The sequence below is a fragment of the Franconibacter pulveris genome (assembly GCF_056780215.1).
Genome location: NZ_CM165555.1, coordinates 3,231,118 through 3,247,068 on the forward strand (window position 1 = coordinate 3,231,118; position 15,951 = coordinate 3,247,068).

14 protein-coding genes, 1 tRNA gene and 1 pseudogene are annotated in these 15,951 nt (G+C 59.0%); 8 read left to right on the forward strand and 8 right to left on the reverse strand.

Translation table 11 applies throughout. The features are described from left to right. The first annotated feature begins 16 nt into the window (after positions 1–16). A complete protein-coding gene (gene radD, locus ACU4F7_RS15285) occupies positions 17–1,771 on the forward strand; it encodes a DNA repair helicase RadD (RefSeq protein WP_029593392.1) in 1,755 nt (584 codons plus the stop codon). Between the two features lie 8 nt (positions 1,772–1,779). On the opposite strand, the gene ACU4F7_RS15290 is transcribed toward radD, so the two are convergent. Further along, the gene (locus tag ACU4F7_RS15290) at positions 1,780–2,679 is read right to left on the reverse strand and encodes an SDR family oxidoreductase (protein ID WP_481637274.1); all 900 of its coding nucleotides are present in this window, start codon (positions 2,677–2,679) and stop codon (positions 1,780–1,782) included. A 103-nt stretch (positions 2,680–2,782) separates the two neighbouring features. Here ACU4F7_RS15290 and ACU4F7_RS15295 point away from each other — a divergent pair, with 103 nt between their 5' ends. After that, positions 2,783–3,607 (forward strand): helix-turn-helix transcriptional regulator, encoded by an 825-nt coding sequence (locus ACU4F7_RS15295; protein ID WP_481637275.1) that lies wholly within the window; start codon positions 2,783–2,785, stop codon positions 3,605–3,607. Between the two features lie 129 nt (positions 3,608–3,736). Further along, on the forward strand, positions 3,737–4,021 hold the full coding sequence (rplY, locus tag ACU4F7_RS15300; RefSeq protein WP_024556290.1) for a 50S ribosomal protein L25: 285 nt from the start codon (positions 3,737–3,739) through the stop codon (positions 4,019–4,021). A gap of 93 nt (positions 4,022–4,114) precedes the next feature. Here rplY and yejK read toward each other — a convergent pair whose 3' ends face one another. Next, positions 4,115–5,122 carry a nucleoid-associated protein YejK gene (gene yejK / locus ACU4F7_RS15305; RefSeq protein WP_029593395.1) on the reverse strand — a complete coding sequence of 336 codons (1,008 nt, stop codon included), beginning with the start codon at positions 5,120–5,122 and terminating at the stop codon, positions 4,115–4,117. A gap of 157 nt (positions 5,123–5,279) precedes the next feature. On the opposite strand from yejK, the gene ACU4F7_RS15310 reads away from it, so the two are divergent. The 4 genes from ACU4F7_RS15310 to ACU4F7_RS15325 all read left to right on the forward strand — a co-directional run bounded on the left by ACU4F7_RS15310 (position 5,280) and on the right by ACU4F7_RS15325 (position 9,141). Then, a complete protein-coding gene (locus ACU4F7_RS15310; RefSeq protein WP_024559658.1) occupies positions 5,280–5,507 on the forward strand; it encodes a YejL family protein in 228 nt (75 codons plus the stop codon). Positions 5,508–5,525: 18 nt separating this feature from the next. Next, on the forward strand, positions 5,526–7,286 hold the full coding sequence (gene yejM, locus ACU4F7_RS15315) for an LPS biosynthesis-modulating metalloenzyme YejM (protein ID WP_029593396.1): 1,761 nt from the start codon (positions 5,526–5,528) through the stop codon (positions 7,284–7,286). A 77-nt stretch (positions 7,287–7,363) separates the two neighbouring features. Further along, a tRNA-Pro gene (locus ACU4F7_RS15320) sits at positions 7,364–7,440 on the forward strand. A 207-nt stretch (positions 7,441–7,647) separates the two neighbouring features. Beyond that, positions 7,648–9,141: a SulP family inorganic anion transporter gene (locus ACU4F7_RS15325; protein ID WP_481637276.1), complete on the forward strand. Its 1,494-nt coding sequence runs from the start codon at positions 7,648–7,650 to the stop codon at positions 9,139–9,141. 17 nt (positions 9,142–9,158) lie between these two features. Here ACU4F7_RS15325 and ACU4F7_RS15330 read toward each other — a convergent pair. Next, positions 9,159–9,836, reverse strand: a pseudogene (locus ACU4F7_RS15330) (beta-barrel domain-containing protein); the annotation flags it as partial. Positions 9,837–10,061: 225 nt separating this feature from the next. Here ACU4F7_RS15330 and iagB point away from each other — a divergent pair. After that, positions 10,062–10,496, forward strand: coding sequence for a type III secretion system invasion protein IagB (iagB, locus tag ACU4F7_RS15335; RefSeq protein ID WP_029593418.1), 435 nt, complete (start codon positions 10,062–10,064; stop codon positions 10,494–10,496). 94 nt (positions 10,497–10,590) lie between these two features. Here iagB and ACU4F7_RS15340 read toward each other — a convergent pair whose 3' ends face one another. The 5 genes from ACU4F7_RS15340 to apbE all read right to left on the reverse strand — a co-directional run bounded on the left by ACU4F7_RS15340 (position 10,591) and on the right by apbE (position 15,874). Then, positions 10,591–11,040, reverse strand: coding sequence for a type II secretion system protein N (locus ACU4F7_RS15340; RefSeq protein ID WP_481637277.1), 450 nt, complete (start codon positions 11,038–11,040; stop codon positions 10,591–10,593). A 277-nt stretch (positions 11,041–11,317) separates the two neighbouring features. Beyond that, complete coding sequence (locus ACU4F7_RS15345; protein WP_029593420.1) at positions 11,318–12,964, reverse strand: multidrug ABC transporter permease/ATP-binding protein; 1,647 nt, start codon at positions 12,962–12,964, stop codon at positions 11,318–11,320. A gap of 78 nt (positions 12,965–13,042) precedes the next feature. Continuing rightward, complete coding sequence (gene alkB, locus ACU4F7_RS15350) at positions 13,043–13,687, reverse strand: DNA oxidative demethylase AlkB (protein WP_029593421.1); 645 nt, start codon at positions 13,685–13,687, stop codon at positions 13,043–13,045. Continuing rightward, a complete protein-coding gene (gene ada, locus ACU4F7_RS15355) occupies positions 13,687–14,757 on the reverse strand; it encodes a bifunctional DNA-binding transcriptional regulator/O6-methylguanine-DNA methyltransferase Ada (RefSeq protein ID WP_481637278.1) in 1,071 nt (356 codons plus the stop codon). The genes alkB and ada overlap by 1 nt, the downstream gene beginning before the upstream one ends. A gap of 73 nt (positions 14,758–14,830) precedes the next feature. Further along, positions 14,831–15,874, reverse strand: a complete 1,044-nt coding sequence (gene apbE / locus ACU4F7_RS15360) for an FAD:protein FMN transferase ApbE (protein WP_481637279.1) — start codon at positions 15,872–15,874, stop codon at positions 14,831–14,833. Positions 15,875–15,951: the final 77 nt, after the last annotated feature.

Below are 15,951 nucleotides of genomic sequence, written 5' to 3' on the forward strand. Positions count from 1 at the left end.
TTTATTCAGTAAGCCAATGTTTACCCTACGCCCCTATCAGCAAGAAGCGGTGGACGCCACCCTTAGCTATTTTCGCCGTCGTCGCGATCCCGCCGTGATTGTCCTGCCGACCGGCGCAGGCAAAAGCCTGGTTATCGCCGAGCTGGCGCGCGTTGCCCGCGGCCGCGTGCTGGTGCTGGCGCACGTTAAAGAGCTGGTGGCGCAAAACCACGCCAAGTACTGCGCGCTCGGACTCGAGGCGGATATTTACGCCGCCGGCCTTGCCCGCAAGGAGAGTCATGGCAAGGTGGTCTTTGGCAGCGTGCAGTCCGTTGCCCGAAACCTGGACCATTTTCAGGGCGAATTTTCACTTTTGATTGTCGATGAGTGCCATCGCATCAGCGACGATGATGAAAGCCAGTATCAGCAAATCCTGACGCACCTGAAAAAGGTGAACCCTCACTTACGCTTGTTGGGACTGACTGCAACGCCTTATCGCCTCGGCAAAGGTTGGATTTACCAGTTTCACTACCATGGCATGGTGCGCGGCGACGAAAGCGCGCTGTTCCGCGACTGCATTTATGAGTTGCCGCTGCGCTATATGATTAAACATGGCTACCTCACGCCGCCGGAGCGGCTTGATATGCCAGTGGTGCAGTACGATTTCAGCCGCCTGCAGGCGCAGTCCAACGGCCTATTCAGCGAGGCGGATCTCAACCGCGAACTGAAAAAGCAGAAGCGCATTACGCCGCATATCATCAGCCAGATTGAGGAGTTTGCGCAAACGCGCAAAGGGGTCATGATTTTCGCCGCCACGGTGGAGCATGCCAAAGAGATAACCGGCCTGCTGCCTGCCAGCGACGCGGCATTGATTACCGGCGAAACGCCCGGCCCGGCGCGCGACGAGCTTATAGAGGCGTTTAAAGCGCAGAAATTCCGCTATCTGGTTAATGTGTCAGTGCTTACTACCGGTTTTGATGCGCCGCACGTGGACCTGATAGCCATTCTCCGCCCGACGGAGTCTGTGAGTCTTTACCAGCAAATCGTCGGCCGCGGCCTGCGCCTGGCGCCGGGCAAAACCGACTGCCTGATACTGGATTACGCCGGCAATCCGCATGACCTTTACACGCCCGAAGTGGGAAGCCCGAAGAAAAAGAGCGACAACGTGCCCGTGCAGGTTTTCTGCCCTGACTGCGGCTTCGCCAACACGTTCTGGGGCAAGACGACCGCCGACGGCACTATCATCGAGCACTTCGGCCGCCGCTGCCAGGGCTGGTTTGAAGATGACGACGGGCGCCGGGAACAGTGCGATTACCGCTTCCGCTTCAAAAACTGCCCGCAGTGCAATGCGGAAAATGACATCGCCGCCCGCCGCTGCCGTGAATGCGATCACGTGCTGGTGGATCCGGACGATATGCTGAAAGCGGCGCTGAAGCTTAAAGACGCGCTGGTGCTGCGCTGCGGCGGCATGCAGCTGCAGCCGGGCGGCGATGAGAAAGGCGAATGGCTGAAAATTACCTATTACGATGAAGACGGCGCGGACGTTTCTGAGCGTTTTCGCCTGCAAACGCCCGCTCAGCGCACCGCCTTCGAACAGCTTTTTATCCGCCCTCATACCCGGGCGCCGGGCATCCCGCTGCGCTGGAATAAGGTAGCGGATATCGTGGCCCAGCAGGCGCTGCTGCGCCACCCCGATTTTGTGGTGGCGCGTCTTAAGGGCCAGTACTGGCAGGTGCGTGAAAAAGTCTTCGACTACGAAGGGCGCTTTCGCCGGGCAAACGAACTGCGTTGACAGGCTGATTAACGCAGCGCGGCGGTATAATCCATCGCCTGCAAATCCTCGATAAGCGACGGCCCCTGCGGCGTCCAGCCAAGCTGGCGCTGCGTCCAGTCGCTGCTGGCGCGAAGATCGAGCGAGGCGAAGGCGGCGAACCAACCAAAATGTTCCGCCGCCGCGGCTGGCGGCAGGGAAACCGCCTCAACGCCGAGCCCTTTCGCCACCGTCCGGGCGATATCGACAAACGCCACCGCCTGCTCCGCCACAGCGTGATAACGCTCGCCGCGGCGCCCCTGCTCCAGCGCCAGCCGGTAAAGGCGCGCCACATCGCTTACGTGCGCCGCCGACCAACAGTTCGCGCCGTCGCCGCTGTACGCCGCTACGCCTTTCTCCTTCGCCAGCGCAATATAGTAAGAGATAAGGCCTTGCCTGCGCGTATCATGCACCTGCGGCAGGCGAACGACGCGCACATCCACGCCGCTCTCCAGCACCGCATTGCCCGCCTGTTCCGACGCAATGCGCGGGTGAGGATGCGCGGGATTAAATACCGCCTCCGTCGCCGGGCGCCCATCGGCCCCGTCGCCCATGCCGGTGCCGGAGGTAATGATTAACGGACGGGAGCTGCCTTTCAGCGCCGCGCCAAGCGTTGTAATCACGCGACGGTCTTTTTCGCAATTTTCAGCGAAACGGCTGAAATCGTGATCGAAAGCGGTATGAATAACGGCGTCGGCGCTTTCAAGGCCAGCAAGCAGGCTTTCGGGCTGCTCCAGCGTGCCGAAATGCGCCTCAGCGCCCGCCGCCCTGAGCGCCCGGGCGCTGGCATCCGTTCGCGCCAGACCCGTTACCTGATGCCCGGCCTTTTGCAGTTCAGGGATAAGATGGGAGCCGATAAATCCTGTCGCTCCGGTGATGAACAGACGCATAGCAGACCTCCTGAAGGAATCGTCAGGACAGGCTATACCACCGCTGATACGATAAAAGTAGTGACATTATCAGGGTATAAAACCTAACAGGATAACGAAGCCTATGGATAACCAGAATCCACTCGGCCATTTTCTTAAGGCCTGCCGGACGCGGCGCGACCCTATAGCGTTCGGCTTCCAGGCGCAACGCCGCCGCACGCCGGGCCTGCGTCGTGAAGAGGTGGCGCTGATGGCGAACATCAGTCCCACCTGGTATACCTGGCTTGAGCAAGGGCGCGGCGGCACGCCGTCGAAAGAGGTGCTTAACCGCATCGCCTCCGGCCTGCGGCTCACCGAGGCCGAGCGCGAGCATCTCTTCCTGCTCGCCTTCGGTCATCCGCCTGAATCGCGCTACCCGAGCTCAGAAACGATAACGCCCCGCCTTCAGCGCGTGCTGGACGCGCTGCCGACAAGCCCCGCCATTATCAAAAACGTGACCTGGGACGTGCTGGCCTGGAACCGCGCCGCCGCCGTCATTTTGACGGATTACGCCACGCTTACGCGGGAACAGCGCAATATTTTGCGCCTGCTGTTCAGCGACTCTCGCGTCCGGCATGGACAAAAAGAGTGGGAGCGCGTCGCAGGTCTGGTCGTCAGCGCTTTCAGAGCCGATGTCGCGCGGGCGGGAGACTCGCAAGGCATGGCGAAGCTGGTGGATGAGCTGTGCCAGAGCAGCGCTGAATTCGCCGCTCTGTGGCGCCGTAATGATGTGGCGGGTCACGGCGAAGGCCTTAAGCAATTGCAGCATCCCGATATCGGCGAGATTGCGCTTGAGTTTTCTACCTTTGTGGTCGAAAACCGTCCCGACCTGACAATGATGGTTTTTAATCCCGCGTCGCAAGAGAGCCAGCGGCGCATTGAAGCGCTGATAGCCGCCGCCCAGAGGTAACGAAACCGCTGTTTTGATTGTCACCGGCGTCGTTCGCGGCTATAATGCCGCCCGCTTTTGCATCCGCAAAGCCGATCATCTACCTGTTGCTGGGTCGCCTGTAACAGGATTATTTATAGAGAGACAGTCATGTTTACTATCGAAGCACAAGCACGTAAAGAGCAGGGTAAGGGTGCGAGCCGCCGCCTGCGCACAGCTAACAAATTCCCGGCCATCATCTATGGCGGCGAAGAAGCTGCAATCGCTATCGAACTGGATCACGACAAGCTGATGAACATGCAGGCTAAACCTGAGTTCTACAGCGAAGTTCTGACCCTCGTTGTTGATGGCAAAGAAGTAAAAGTTAAAGTTCAGGCTGTTCAGCGTCACGCTTACAAGCCGAAACTGCAGCACATGGACTTCGTTCGCGCTTAATTGCCGCAATGATGTTCAGAAAAAACGCCGCTTAATGCGGCGTTTTTTTATGGCTGCGGTTTAGCTTACCCGCCTTGCGGCGGATAAGGCTGGTTACGATTTGCCGCTGGTGCGGCGCTGTAGCTGGTCGCGCAGGTTCGGCGGCGTGCCTTTAATGGTCAGCGTGTCGGTAGCCGGATCCCAGAAAATCCGCTCGCCAAGCAGCGTCGCATCAAAATTGATCGTCAGCCCGCCGCCGCTGCCGGCATATTTCGTCAACTGGCGCAGCGTGCTGCGATCCGCCGGGAAGCTCTCCTCCAGCTCATAACCCTGCTCGGCGGTAAACGCCTCAAAGCTCTTCTCGCCGAAATTGGGCAGCTCTTTTGACAGCTCGGAAAGCGTGATTTCTTCACCCGCCTGCAACTGCTCGTTGCAGTAGGTGTACACCTGCGCCCGCACGTTTTGTCGCTCGTTTTTATCCAGCTGCGCTTCGGCGGTGAAATCGTCCACCGCCTGCAACAGGCCGCGGTTTTGCGCTTTGGCGTTAAGCCCTTCGCTGGCGCCGAGGAAATCCATAAAGAAATCGGCGACCTTGCGCCCTACCCGCCCTTTCAGGAACGTCAGGTAGCGGGTCGACTCCGGATTGGTTTCCCACTCGGTCAGATCGATGCGCGCCACAATATCGGCATGGTTGATATCCAGATAGTGCGTAGAGCTGATATCCAGATTTTCATTGACCCGCATGCTGCTTAAGTTATTCAGCACGGCAACCAGCAGATACTCCACCGCCAGGTAACGATACTGGCAAAACAGCACCACGCCGCCGTCGGCAAAGGGGTATTTCGCCAGCTCGTCGCGCAGGCGGCCGGTGGCCGCGCGGCTGAAGGCGAGAAAATCATCTTCGCCCTTGCGGCACTGACGCAGCGCCTGGGCAAGCTCGCTCTCTTCGGTAAACAGACCATAGGCTTTGCTTTTCGCGCTATAGACGCGGTGCAGCTCGGCCATCATCTCGGAAACCGTTACGTTTGGCTCAAGCAGCGAGTCGCGCAGCACCAGCTCCAGGTTCTGCTCGTCGCGCTTAATTAACTGATGTAAGGCAATCTGGTCGATATCCAGACTCATGATAAACTCTCCTGTCAAACAGGACGGTATTCAACCACTGCCCGCCGCGCTGCGCAACCGCAGATGTTTCCGGACGTCCGCTGTTGATAAAATGCGGGAAAAATGGCGGTTGCTACGGTAAGATATCGCACTTTACTGATTAAACTGATGTCGAGTTATGCCACAACTGTCCCGCTATAGTGATGAACGCGTTGAAGAACTGCTGAGTGAACTGGTGAATGTGCTGGAAAAGCACAAAGCGCCCACCGATCTGTCTCTGATGGTGCTTGGCAATATGGTCACCAATCTGATTAACACCAGCGTAGCGCCTGCGCAGCGTCAGGCGCTGGCTCGCTCCTTCGCCGAGGCGCTGCAGTCCTCCGTTCGCGAAGATAATGCGCATTAAGGGATACCGTAAACAAGCATGGTGACTAACCGTCAGCGCTACGCCGAAAAAGTCTCCCAGATGATAAGCTGGGGGCACTGGTTCGCCCTGTTCAACATTCTGTTGGCCATGGTGATGGGTAGCCGCTACCTGTTTATCGCCGACTGGCCGACTACGCTTACGGGTCGCGTTTACTCTTACGTAAGCCTGGTCGGCCACTTCAGTTTTCTGGTTTTCGCCACCTATCTGTTAATTCTCTTCCCGCTCACCTTTGTGGTGATGTCGCAGCGGCTGATGCGGTTTCTCTCCGCCCTGCTCGCGACCGTCGGGATGACGCTGCTGTTAATCGACAGCGAGGTCTTTACCCGTTTCCACCTGCACCTGAACCCGGTGGTGTGGCAACTGGTGGTCAACCCCGAACAGGGCGAAATGGCCCGCGACTGGCAGCTGATGTTTATCGGCGTGCCGGTTATTTTTCTTATCGAGATGCTCTTCGCCACCTGGAGCTGGCAGAAGCTTCGCAGCCTTACGCGGCGGCGGCGCTACGCAAGACCCGTGGCAGGAATATTCTTCGCGGCGTTTATCGCTACTCACGTGATGTATATCTGGGCGGACGCCAATTTCTACCGCCCTATCACCATGCAGCGCGCTAACCTGCCGCTCTCTTATCCTATGACGGCGCGCCGTTTTCTGGAAAAACATGGTCTGCTGGACGCGCAGGAGTACCAGCGCCGCCTCGTGGAACAGGGGGATCCGGAAGCGGTATCGGTGCAATATCCGCTAAGCGACCTGCGCTATACCGATATGGGCACAGGCCATAACGTGCTGTTTATTACCGTGGATGGTCTTAACTATTCGCGCTTTGAAAAGCAGATGCCAGGGCTTGCTCAGTTCGCGCAACAGAACGTGAATTTCACCCAGCACATGAGCTCGGGCAACTACGTCGATAACGGCATCTTCGGCCTGTTCTACGGCATATCGCCGTCTTATATGGATGGCGTGCTGTCGGCGCGTATTCCGGCGGCGCTGATTACCGCGTTGAACCAGCAGGGCTACCAGCTTGGCCTGTTCTCGTCGGACGGCTTTAACAGCCCCCTCTATCGCCAGGCGCTGCTTTCAGACTTCTCGCTGCCTGCGTCGCGTCGACAGAGCGATGAGCAGACCGCCTCGCAGTGGATAAGCTGGCTTGATAAATTCGCCTCCGAAGATAACCGCTGGTTCTCCTGGGTCGCGTTCAACGGCACGGCGATTGAAGATACTCAGCAGGCTAACTTCACACGCCGCTACAGCCGCGCGGCTGAAAACGTCGATGCGCAGATTCAACGCGTGCTGTCGGCCCTGCAGAGCACCGGCAAGCTTGATAATACGGTGGTGATTATTACCGCCGGGCGCGGCGTGCCGCTGGGCAGTCAGCAGGAGAGCTTCGGCTGGAGCCGCTCGCGCATTCAGGTGCCGCTGGTTATCCACTGGCCGGGCACGCCTGCCCAGCGCGTAACCAAGCTCACCACGCATCAGGATGTGATGACGACGCTGATGCAGCGTCTGCTGCATGTGCGCACGCCCTCTTATGAATATTCGCAGGGTGAAGACTTGTTTGCGCCGGTGCGCCGCAATAACTGGGTCGTAAGCGCCGACAGCAACACGCTGGCGGTGACCACGCCGCAGATGACTTTAGTGCTGGATAATAACGGCAACTACCGTCTCTACGACCTGAGCGGCGAGCGCATGAACGAAGATAAACCGCAGCTGGGCCTGCTGCTGCAGGTGTTGACGGATGAAAAACGCTTTATCGCTAACTGATTGATTATTTATAAATCAGTCAGCCAGCCGCACCCTTGCAATCAGCGCGGAAACGGGTAGTATAAGCCTCCACGTGTCGGCACGTAGCGCAGCCTGGTAGCGCACTGTCATGGGGTGTCAGGGGTCGGAGGTTCAAATCCTCTCGTGCCGACCAAAAAATCCCAAAGAAACCAACCCGTTGCGGTTGGTTTTTTTATGCCTGCGATTTGGCCCGTTTATGCGGCGAAACGAACTCGCCTCCTGCGCTTCATTATCCCGCAAACCGATAACCGCTGGAAATCGCCCGCCTGTGCCGCTACTATCCTTACCCTTCACGCCGCCCCACAGAATGGGCGTTTGACAACAACACCTGCGAATTCCTATGGCTAAAACTCATACTGTCGCGCCGCACGTGCGCGAGCTTTCCTTTGCGCACGTGGCGCGCTCGCCGCGCCTGCTGCTGCGCGAAACCCTGGCGGGGGTAATTACCGCGCTGGCGCTGATCCCGGAAGTTATCTCCTTTTCGGTTATCGCGGGCGTCGACCCGAAAGTGAGCCTTATCGCCTCGATTGTGCTCTGCTTTTGCATGTCGCTGCTGGGCGGCCGCCCGGCGATGGTCACCGCCGCCGCGGGTTCGGTTGCGCTGGTGATTGGGCCGATGGTGCACCAGCACGGCGTCGGCTACATTCTGCCCGCCGTGGCGCTGGCCGGGATTATCCAGATCCTGTTTGGCGTACTCGGCCTTGCGCGCATGATGCGCTATATCCCCCGCTCGGTGATGATAGGCTTTGTGAACGCCCTCGGCATCCTCATCTTTATGGCCCAGGTGCCGCACGTATGGGGACAAAACACCACTGTTCTGCTGCTGTTCGCCCTCACGCTGGTTATCGTGCTGCTGCTGCCGCGCGTGCTGAAAAGCGTCCCTTCCCCGCTGGTCGCCATTGTCGCCGTTACGCTTATCGCCGTGTATGGCGGCTATACGCTGCCGACGGTGGGCGACGAAGGGCCGATGACGCCCGGTCTGCCGGGCTTCACCGAACTGCTGGTGCCGCTGAACCTGCAAACGCTGCAAATCATCTGGCCCTGCGCGCTCAGCGTGGCGTTTGTCGGGCTGATGGAGTCGCTGCTGACGGCAAAGCTTGTGGATGACATTACCGACACCCCATCCAGCAAGCGTCGCGAATGCTGGGGCCTGGGCATCGCCAATATTCTCGCCGGCTTTTACGGCGGCATTGCGGGTTGCGCCATGATTGGCCAGACGGTGGTGAACGTGGAGCTTGGCAAAGCGCGTTCGCGCTTCTCCACCATCGCCGCAGCGCTGGTGCTGTTGCTGCTGGTGACCGGGCTTAGCGCCGTGATGGCGAAAATCCCGATGGTGGTGCTGGCGGGCATCATGATGATTGTGGCGGTGAAAACCCTTAACTGGCACAGCATTGCGCCAGCCACCCTGAAACGCATGCCGCTTTCGGAAACGCTGGTGATGGCGACGACCGTGGTCGCCACCGTCTGGACCGGCAACCTGGCGGTGGGCGTCGCAGGCGGGGTTATCTTCGCCATGGTGCTTTTCGCCCGCCGCGTCGCGCATGTGGTGCATGCCGACCGCGAAGTGCTCGAAGGGGGCGAAGCGGTGCGTTATACCGTGCGCGGCCCGCTGTTCTTTGCGAGCAGCAACGATCTCTACGAGCATTTTCGCTATGCCGACGATCCTTCATGCGTGACAATTGACCTCACCCATGCGCAAATCTGGGACGCCTCCACCGTCGCGGCGCTTGATGCAATCGAAACCCGCTATCGCCACCACGGCGCGCAAGTGAAAATCGAAGGGCTGGATTTGCGCAGCCACGATTTCCACCAGCGCCTGAGCGGTAAAATCTAATCAGCAGCCCGGCGGCGCTAGCGTTCGCGCAGCGCCTCCCGGGCCTTGTTGAGCGGCTTGATTAAGTAATCCAGCACCGATTTCTGGCCGGTTTTTATCTCGACGTCCGCCACCATGCCCGGCAGTATCGGGAAGTTTTTGCCCGCTTTATTGGTCAGCGCGGCGCGTTGGGTGCGGATATAGACGCGATAGAACCACTGGTCGCGCTTGACTTCATCCTGCAGCGTATCGGCGGAAACCATCTCCACCTCCCCTGGCAGCGCGCCGTAAATCGCCGGATCGTAGGCCGTAATCTTTACGCTTGCCGTAAGCCCCGGACGAATCCAGGCGATGTCGCGCGGGCTGATGCGCGTCTCGACTAAAAGCCGGTCTTCCACCGGAACGATCTCCATAAGCTTGTCTCCCGGCGCCAGCACGCCGCCTGGCGTATTAAGCTGGATATCTTTGACGATGCCGCGTACCGGTGAATGAAGCGTCGCCCGTGTGAGTTGATCGCGCTTGCCCGCTACTATCTGCCGCTGGGCGTCGAGATCGGCGTTGTTTTTCACCTGCTCTTCGCGGGCGCGCACCGCGTAATCGTTACGCGCTTCGTCCATTTTACCCTGCAACGCGCTGAGCTCTTTACGCAGCCGGATAACCTCTACCTTGCCCGCCGCGCCCTGCGCCACCAGCGGCTCGGTCATGCGCAGCTCATCATCCGCAGAACATCAGCCAGTACAAAGCGGGTACGCGCGTGAAAGGCAAAGACGGCAACATCTACGAGTGTAAACCGTTCCCTTATGCCGGCTGGTGTAAAGGCGCGGCCTGGGCGTATGCCCCGGGCACAGGTGTTAACTGGTCGGATGCCTGGATCAAACGTTAACCAGAGGTCTGCTCAGGGCGCCGCTCGCGAGCGGCGCCCTGTCAGCCGGGAGAAAAGCATGAAAGCCTGTTTCGCATTGCCGCTTTACGCCGTGAGCCTGATGGCGCAGGCTACCTGCTGGGACGAGGCGGCGTACTATTTTAATCTCGATCCGAAGCTGCTTACCGCCATCGCTCAGGTGGAGTCGGGCATGAACCCTGAAGCGATAAACGTCAACACCAACGGCAGCTATGACGTGGGGCTGATGCAAATCAACAGCATTCATTTTGCGCGATTGCGAAAGCTTGGCGTTGATGAGGTCTTGCTGATGCAGGACCCGTGCGTGTCGGTGCTGGTGGGCGCCTCCATCTTATCGCAGATGGTGAAAACCTACGGCTATACCTGGGAGGCCATCGGCGCCTATAACGCAGGCACCAGCGAAAGCCGCCACGGTTTGCGTATGCGCTATGCCTGGAAAGTGTGGCAGCGCTATCAGCGCTTAAAGGGGTTATAACCGGCAAGCGCTTTCCCACCGGTTATGTTATTAACAGGTTCGCTAACACCCACGCGCTTAATTTCCTGTCGCCATCGGTTTTAGCGATAAGCGATTATGCGCTTTGTTTTTGATAATCCGGCGCCGGCAATTTAATATCCTGATCGACGCCCTGATAATTCACCTTAATATGATCTTTACTGATGCCGGTCACACGGGCATTTTCGTATCCCTTCAGCGTTTCCCCGACATGATAAATAACCTGCTCGTTTCCTTGTTTAACCACCGTGGCGGAAAGATCTTCATCATCGCTAAAAATAATGCCGCTGATATCCAGCGCCAGCTGCGGCGCGCTTGCCTGAACGTCGGGCGTGGTCGGCGCCGCGTTAAAGAGCGCAAGCGTGACGGGCGCTGCGGGGGTACTGGCAACGACCGGGGCGGCTTCAAGCTGCTCGCGCGTCTGCGACCAGCTCATCCAGCCGCTGGCGGTTTGCGCCACTCCGGCGAGCGCGATAACGCCGCACAGCGCAGGCGCGAAATATTTCTTAATAGCTGGAGTCACCATATTCTTCACTATTTAAATTCAAGCTGAAATTATTGCCGCAATTCACCTGAGAATTGACGACGTCATATTTAATAAGAGAATTCTAACAACCCTGAAATTTATTAGCCAGCGAATCATTCACCAGCACAATAAATCAAAAAAGAGCTTTTCCTTAATTAATAGAAGAAGTTAACCAAAAAGGATCAATTAAGCAGCGCAGAATTCGATTTTCAGAAAGAGTGAATAAATAAATCGGGATGATATTGCGGCCGGTTGATAGCCAGCCGCATCGTTACGATTAACTGCCGGTGCGCGCCACCGCATCGCGACTCGCCAGCGCCCGCTCGTCGCCCGTCAACTCGCTTAAATGGCCCTGGCGCATCTCCAGCAGACGGTCTGCGTGAATAAAATAGTGATCGTCGTGACTGATGGCGAAGATGGTTTTACCCATCTGCTGCATCAGCGGCAGCAGCACCTGATAAAACTCGCGGCGGAAATGGGGGTCCTGATCCGCCGCCCACTCATCCAGCAGGATGATATCGCGGTCCTCCGCCAGCGCCAGCAGCAGCGCCACGCGCTTCTTCTGCCCTTTCGAAAGCTTAAGGTTAAGAATTTTGCCGTTATCCAGCTCCAGCTTGCCGGCCATTTTCAGCCGGTTCAGCCAGGCGTCCACCAGCGCCGGGTTGGCCTCTTCGCCCTGCGGCCCCAGCAGTTTATCGAAAAGCCAGACGTCGGTGAAAACCGCCGAGAAGTGCTGGCGATAAGCTTCCATTTCGCTTGCGGCAATCACCTCGCCATCGAGCAAAATGTCGCCGCTGGCAGGCGTATAAAGGCCGGTGAGCAGCATGGCGAGCGTGGATTTGCCGCTGCCGTTGCCGCCAATCAGAAACAGCAGTTCGCCGCGCTTAATCGTGAGATTCAGCGGTCCGACGCCGAAGCTGCCGTCGCTGTAGGTAAAGGTGACGTCGCGAAGCTCAAGCGTTTGCCAGTCGGCAAATTTTTGCGGGCGTTTAAAAGCAGGCTCGTAATCCGCCAGCTGGAACTGCTTCAGTTTGTTAAACGCCACCTGAGCGGTAAGCAGCGTCGGCAGCGCCCCCATAGCGGAAAGCAGCGGCGTGCGTAAAAAGAGCAGCGCCAGCGAGTAGGTCGCCGCCACGTTGGTATCGGCCCAGCCAAGACCGTTCGCCATCCAGAACACCAGGCCAATCACGCCGAGCATCATGATGTTGGACCAGTTCACCGCGCTCAGGTGGAAAGTGTCGGCGCGAATAATGTGCTGGCGGTAGCTTTGTGCATCCGGCTTGTAAACCTGGTCGAAAATGTATTCGGCGCGCTCGCGGTTAAGCGCCAGTTCCTTACGCCCTTCCAGCAGGGTCTGGAAGTCGTTGTAGAGGCTCTCTTCCACTTCACGCAGCGTAGCGATGTGCTTATACACGCGCTGCACCAGCAGGTAGCCTATCCACAGCGTGATAGCTATCCACACGGCGGTGACCAGCAGCATTTTCGACGACAGCCAGCCTAAGTAAACGGCGCTGCCGACCGTCAGAATTATCCCCTGCACCAGCTCCGGCAAACGCACAAAGGCGACCGTGATATTACGAACGTCGCTGGTAAGCCCCGCCAGCAGCGTGGCGCTGCCGAGCTTTTCCACTTGTTCAACCGGCGTATCCATAATGCGCTTGATGAATTCGCTGCGCAGGCGATAGACAAAATGGTGGCCGAGCATCGTTAACGCCAGCTGCGAGGCGAGCGTCACGGCCATCAGCAGCAACAGCAGGCCAAGAAACGCCGGCAATACCGCAAGCGATAAATCGACGGTCGCGATGAGACGTTGGTTAATAAAAGCGATAAGGCCAATACCCAGCGCGGCGCTGGCGAGGCTTAACGCCAGCACCAGCACAAACGGCAGACGGTACTGGCGCCAGACAAGGCGCAGAAGTTCCATAAAAGCGGCTACCCACAGAAAACAAAACAGCGAGCAGTTTAAACGGCGCGAACGCGACGGCAAGAATAATTCTTATTTTTATTCGCCGCCCGCCTGTCGGAAGGTAAGGTTGTAACGCCAGGGTCCGGTATCGGGATGACAGCCAGGCTTCAGCGGCTGGACGCCGTGATAATAAAGGCGCGACGGCCCGCCCCACACCACGACGTCGCCATGCTCGAGCAGCAGCCTTTTCAGCGGATCGCTGCGCTTGAGGCCGCCCCACTGAAACACCGCAGGCAAGCCAAGCGAGACGGAAACAATGGGCGCGCGCAGGTCAGGCTCATCCTTATCCTGATGCAGCGAGAGCTTCGCCCCGGGCGCGTAGCGGTTAATCAGGCAGGCGTCAGGCTGGAAATCGGGATAGCCTGCCGCCCGGGCCGCGTCGTCGCAAAGCGTGCGAAAGGCTGGGGGCATTTCAGGCCAGGGTTTACCGGTAAGCGGGTCGTGATGCGCGTAGCGGTAGCCGCTGCGGCTGCTGGTCCAGCCGAGCGGGCCGCAGCTGGTCATCGCCACCGACATGGTATAGCCGCCTGGCGTAACCATCTGGCGAAACGGCGACTGCGCCGCCACCTGGGCGATAGTCGCCAGCAGTTCAGCGGCGGTGGCGAAGGCGAACCGGCGCAATATCACCGCGCCGTCGTCAAGCGGCTCGTGCCAGGGGGGCTGGTCGGCAAACAGATCCATTAGCTCTCCTTTTTCTTTATTTTTGCTTCGCGCGCCAGCAATGCGGCCTTGCGCTCGACACCCCAGCGGTAGCCCGCGAGCGCACCGTCGCCGCGCACGACCCGGTGACAAGGGATCGCCACCGCCAGTTTATTGGCGGCGCAGGCGCTCGCCACCGCCCGCACGGCGCCAGGCTTGCCAATCTTTTGCGCCAGTTCGCTGTAGCTGAGCGTGCTGCCGGCGGGAATGGCGCGCAGCGCCTGCCAGACCTGCTGCTGAAAGGCGGTGCCGCGAATGTCGAGCGGCAGCGTCCACTCTCCTGCCGGCGCGTCAAGAAACGCAACTACCTGCGCGACGCGCTGGTGAAAATCGGCGTCCTGCGAAGGTTGCGCATGGGGAAAGAGCGTTAACAGCTCGGATTCAAGCCGCTCGCGGCTTTCGCCCGGCAAAATAGCGCAGACTCCCCGCTCGCTTTGCGCCACCAGACACAGGCCCAACTGGCACGAGACTATCGTCCAGTCGACCGGGGCGGTTTCGCCGCCGCGTAAATATTGTCGCGGCGTCATGCCGAGCGCCGCGTCGGCTTCACGATAAAAAGCGCTGCCGGACGCATAGCCGGAGGCGTAAATCGCCCCGGTCACGCTCTCGCCTTCGCGCAACGCCTTACGCAGCTTTTGCGCCCGCAGCGCCTGCTGCCAGGCTTTGGGCGTGAGCCCGGTTACCGATTTAAACAGCCGGTGAAAGTGGTAAGGGCTCATCGCCGCGCTTTGCGCCAGCTCCGCGAGGGTTAACGGGGCGGCGCTCGTCTCCATTTGTCGGCAGGCAGCGGCGATACGCATCGCCTTCTGCTGCTGCGGCGGCGTCTTATCGGGCTGGCAGCGCTTGCAGGGACGAAACCCCGCGGCCAGCGCGCCGGCGGCATCGGGGTAAAAACGAACATTGTCGCGCAGCGGACGACGGGCGCGGCAGGAGGGACGGCAGAAGATGCCGGTGGTCACCACCGCGAAGACAAAGCGCTCGTCCGCACGGGCATCGCGGCTTTCCACCGCCTGCCAGCGCGCCTGCTCAGACGTAAAATCGTCGCGTTTCATAACAGACTCCTCTTTTATAAGGTAGCCCTACTCTGCCCTTACGGCACGCGTGAAAAACCCGCCTTCTTGCTTTTTAATTTTTATCACTCAGCAGAAACGCGTGAAACGACGGCGACATCCACACCGAGAACCCTTGCTCTTCTTTGGTGACCAGATAGACCGCAAGGCCCTCTTTCAACGCCACCGCTTTGGCTTTCTCCGGCCCCAGGACCATGAGCCCGGTATCCCAGCCGTCCGCTTCCAGCGCCGTGGGCGCGATAACAGTCGCGGAAACCAGCTTATGGGTGATTGGCCGTCCGGTGGCGGGGTCGATAACGTGCGAAAGCCGTTTACCGTCGAGCTCATAGTAGTTGCGGTAGCTGCCGGAAGTGCTGATGCCGTGGCCGTTAATATCGACAATCGCCTGAACGGCGTTTTGCTGGTCGGTGGGCTTCTGGATAGCCACGCGCCACGGATGCCCCTGCGGGTTGTCGCCCCGGCTTGCGAGCGCGCCGCCGACAGAGACCAGATAGCGGCTTATCCCTTCGCGCTCCATCAGGCGCGCCAGGCCATCGGCCGCGTACCCTTCGCCGACGGTTGAAAGGTCCACATAAAGATCCGGCAGATCTTTTTGCAGATACTGCTGTCCTGCGCGGTTTATCACGGAAAGATGCTGTAAGCCGGTGCGCGCCTTCGCCGCCGCGATTTGTCTGTCATCCGGCGTTTTCACCGGCTGCTTGTCGGGGCCGAACCCCCATAAGTTCACCAGCGGGCCGACGGTGATGTCCATGGCGCCATCGGTTTTTGCGCCGATGCGCAACGACAGCGTCACGATATCGCTCATCGACTCGTCCACCGGCCAGGGCTGCGTGCTGCGGGAATGGTTAAAGCGCATCAGCGCCGAGTCGTTTTTCCAGGTAGAAAGCCGCTGGTCGTCGCCGTCGAGCTGCGCCTGGATTTTCTTGCGCAACTCTTCTGCGCGTGCGCGTTCAACGCCCGCCAGGCTCACGCGCCAGAACGTGCCCATGGTTTTGCCTTCCAGCACCAGGGGCTGCGCTTCGGTTGATGATGAATTGTCGCAGCCGGCAAGGAGTAATGCGCAGGCCATCAGGCTCGCGCACAGAGAGTGAAACTTCATTTTATATCCTCAAACTTACGCGGCGACAGGGTACAACAAAAGTGGGCGACGTTGGCGGCGGAGCAATAAAAAAGGGG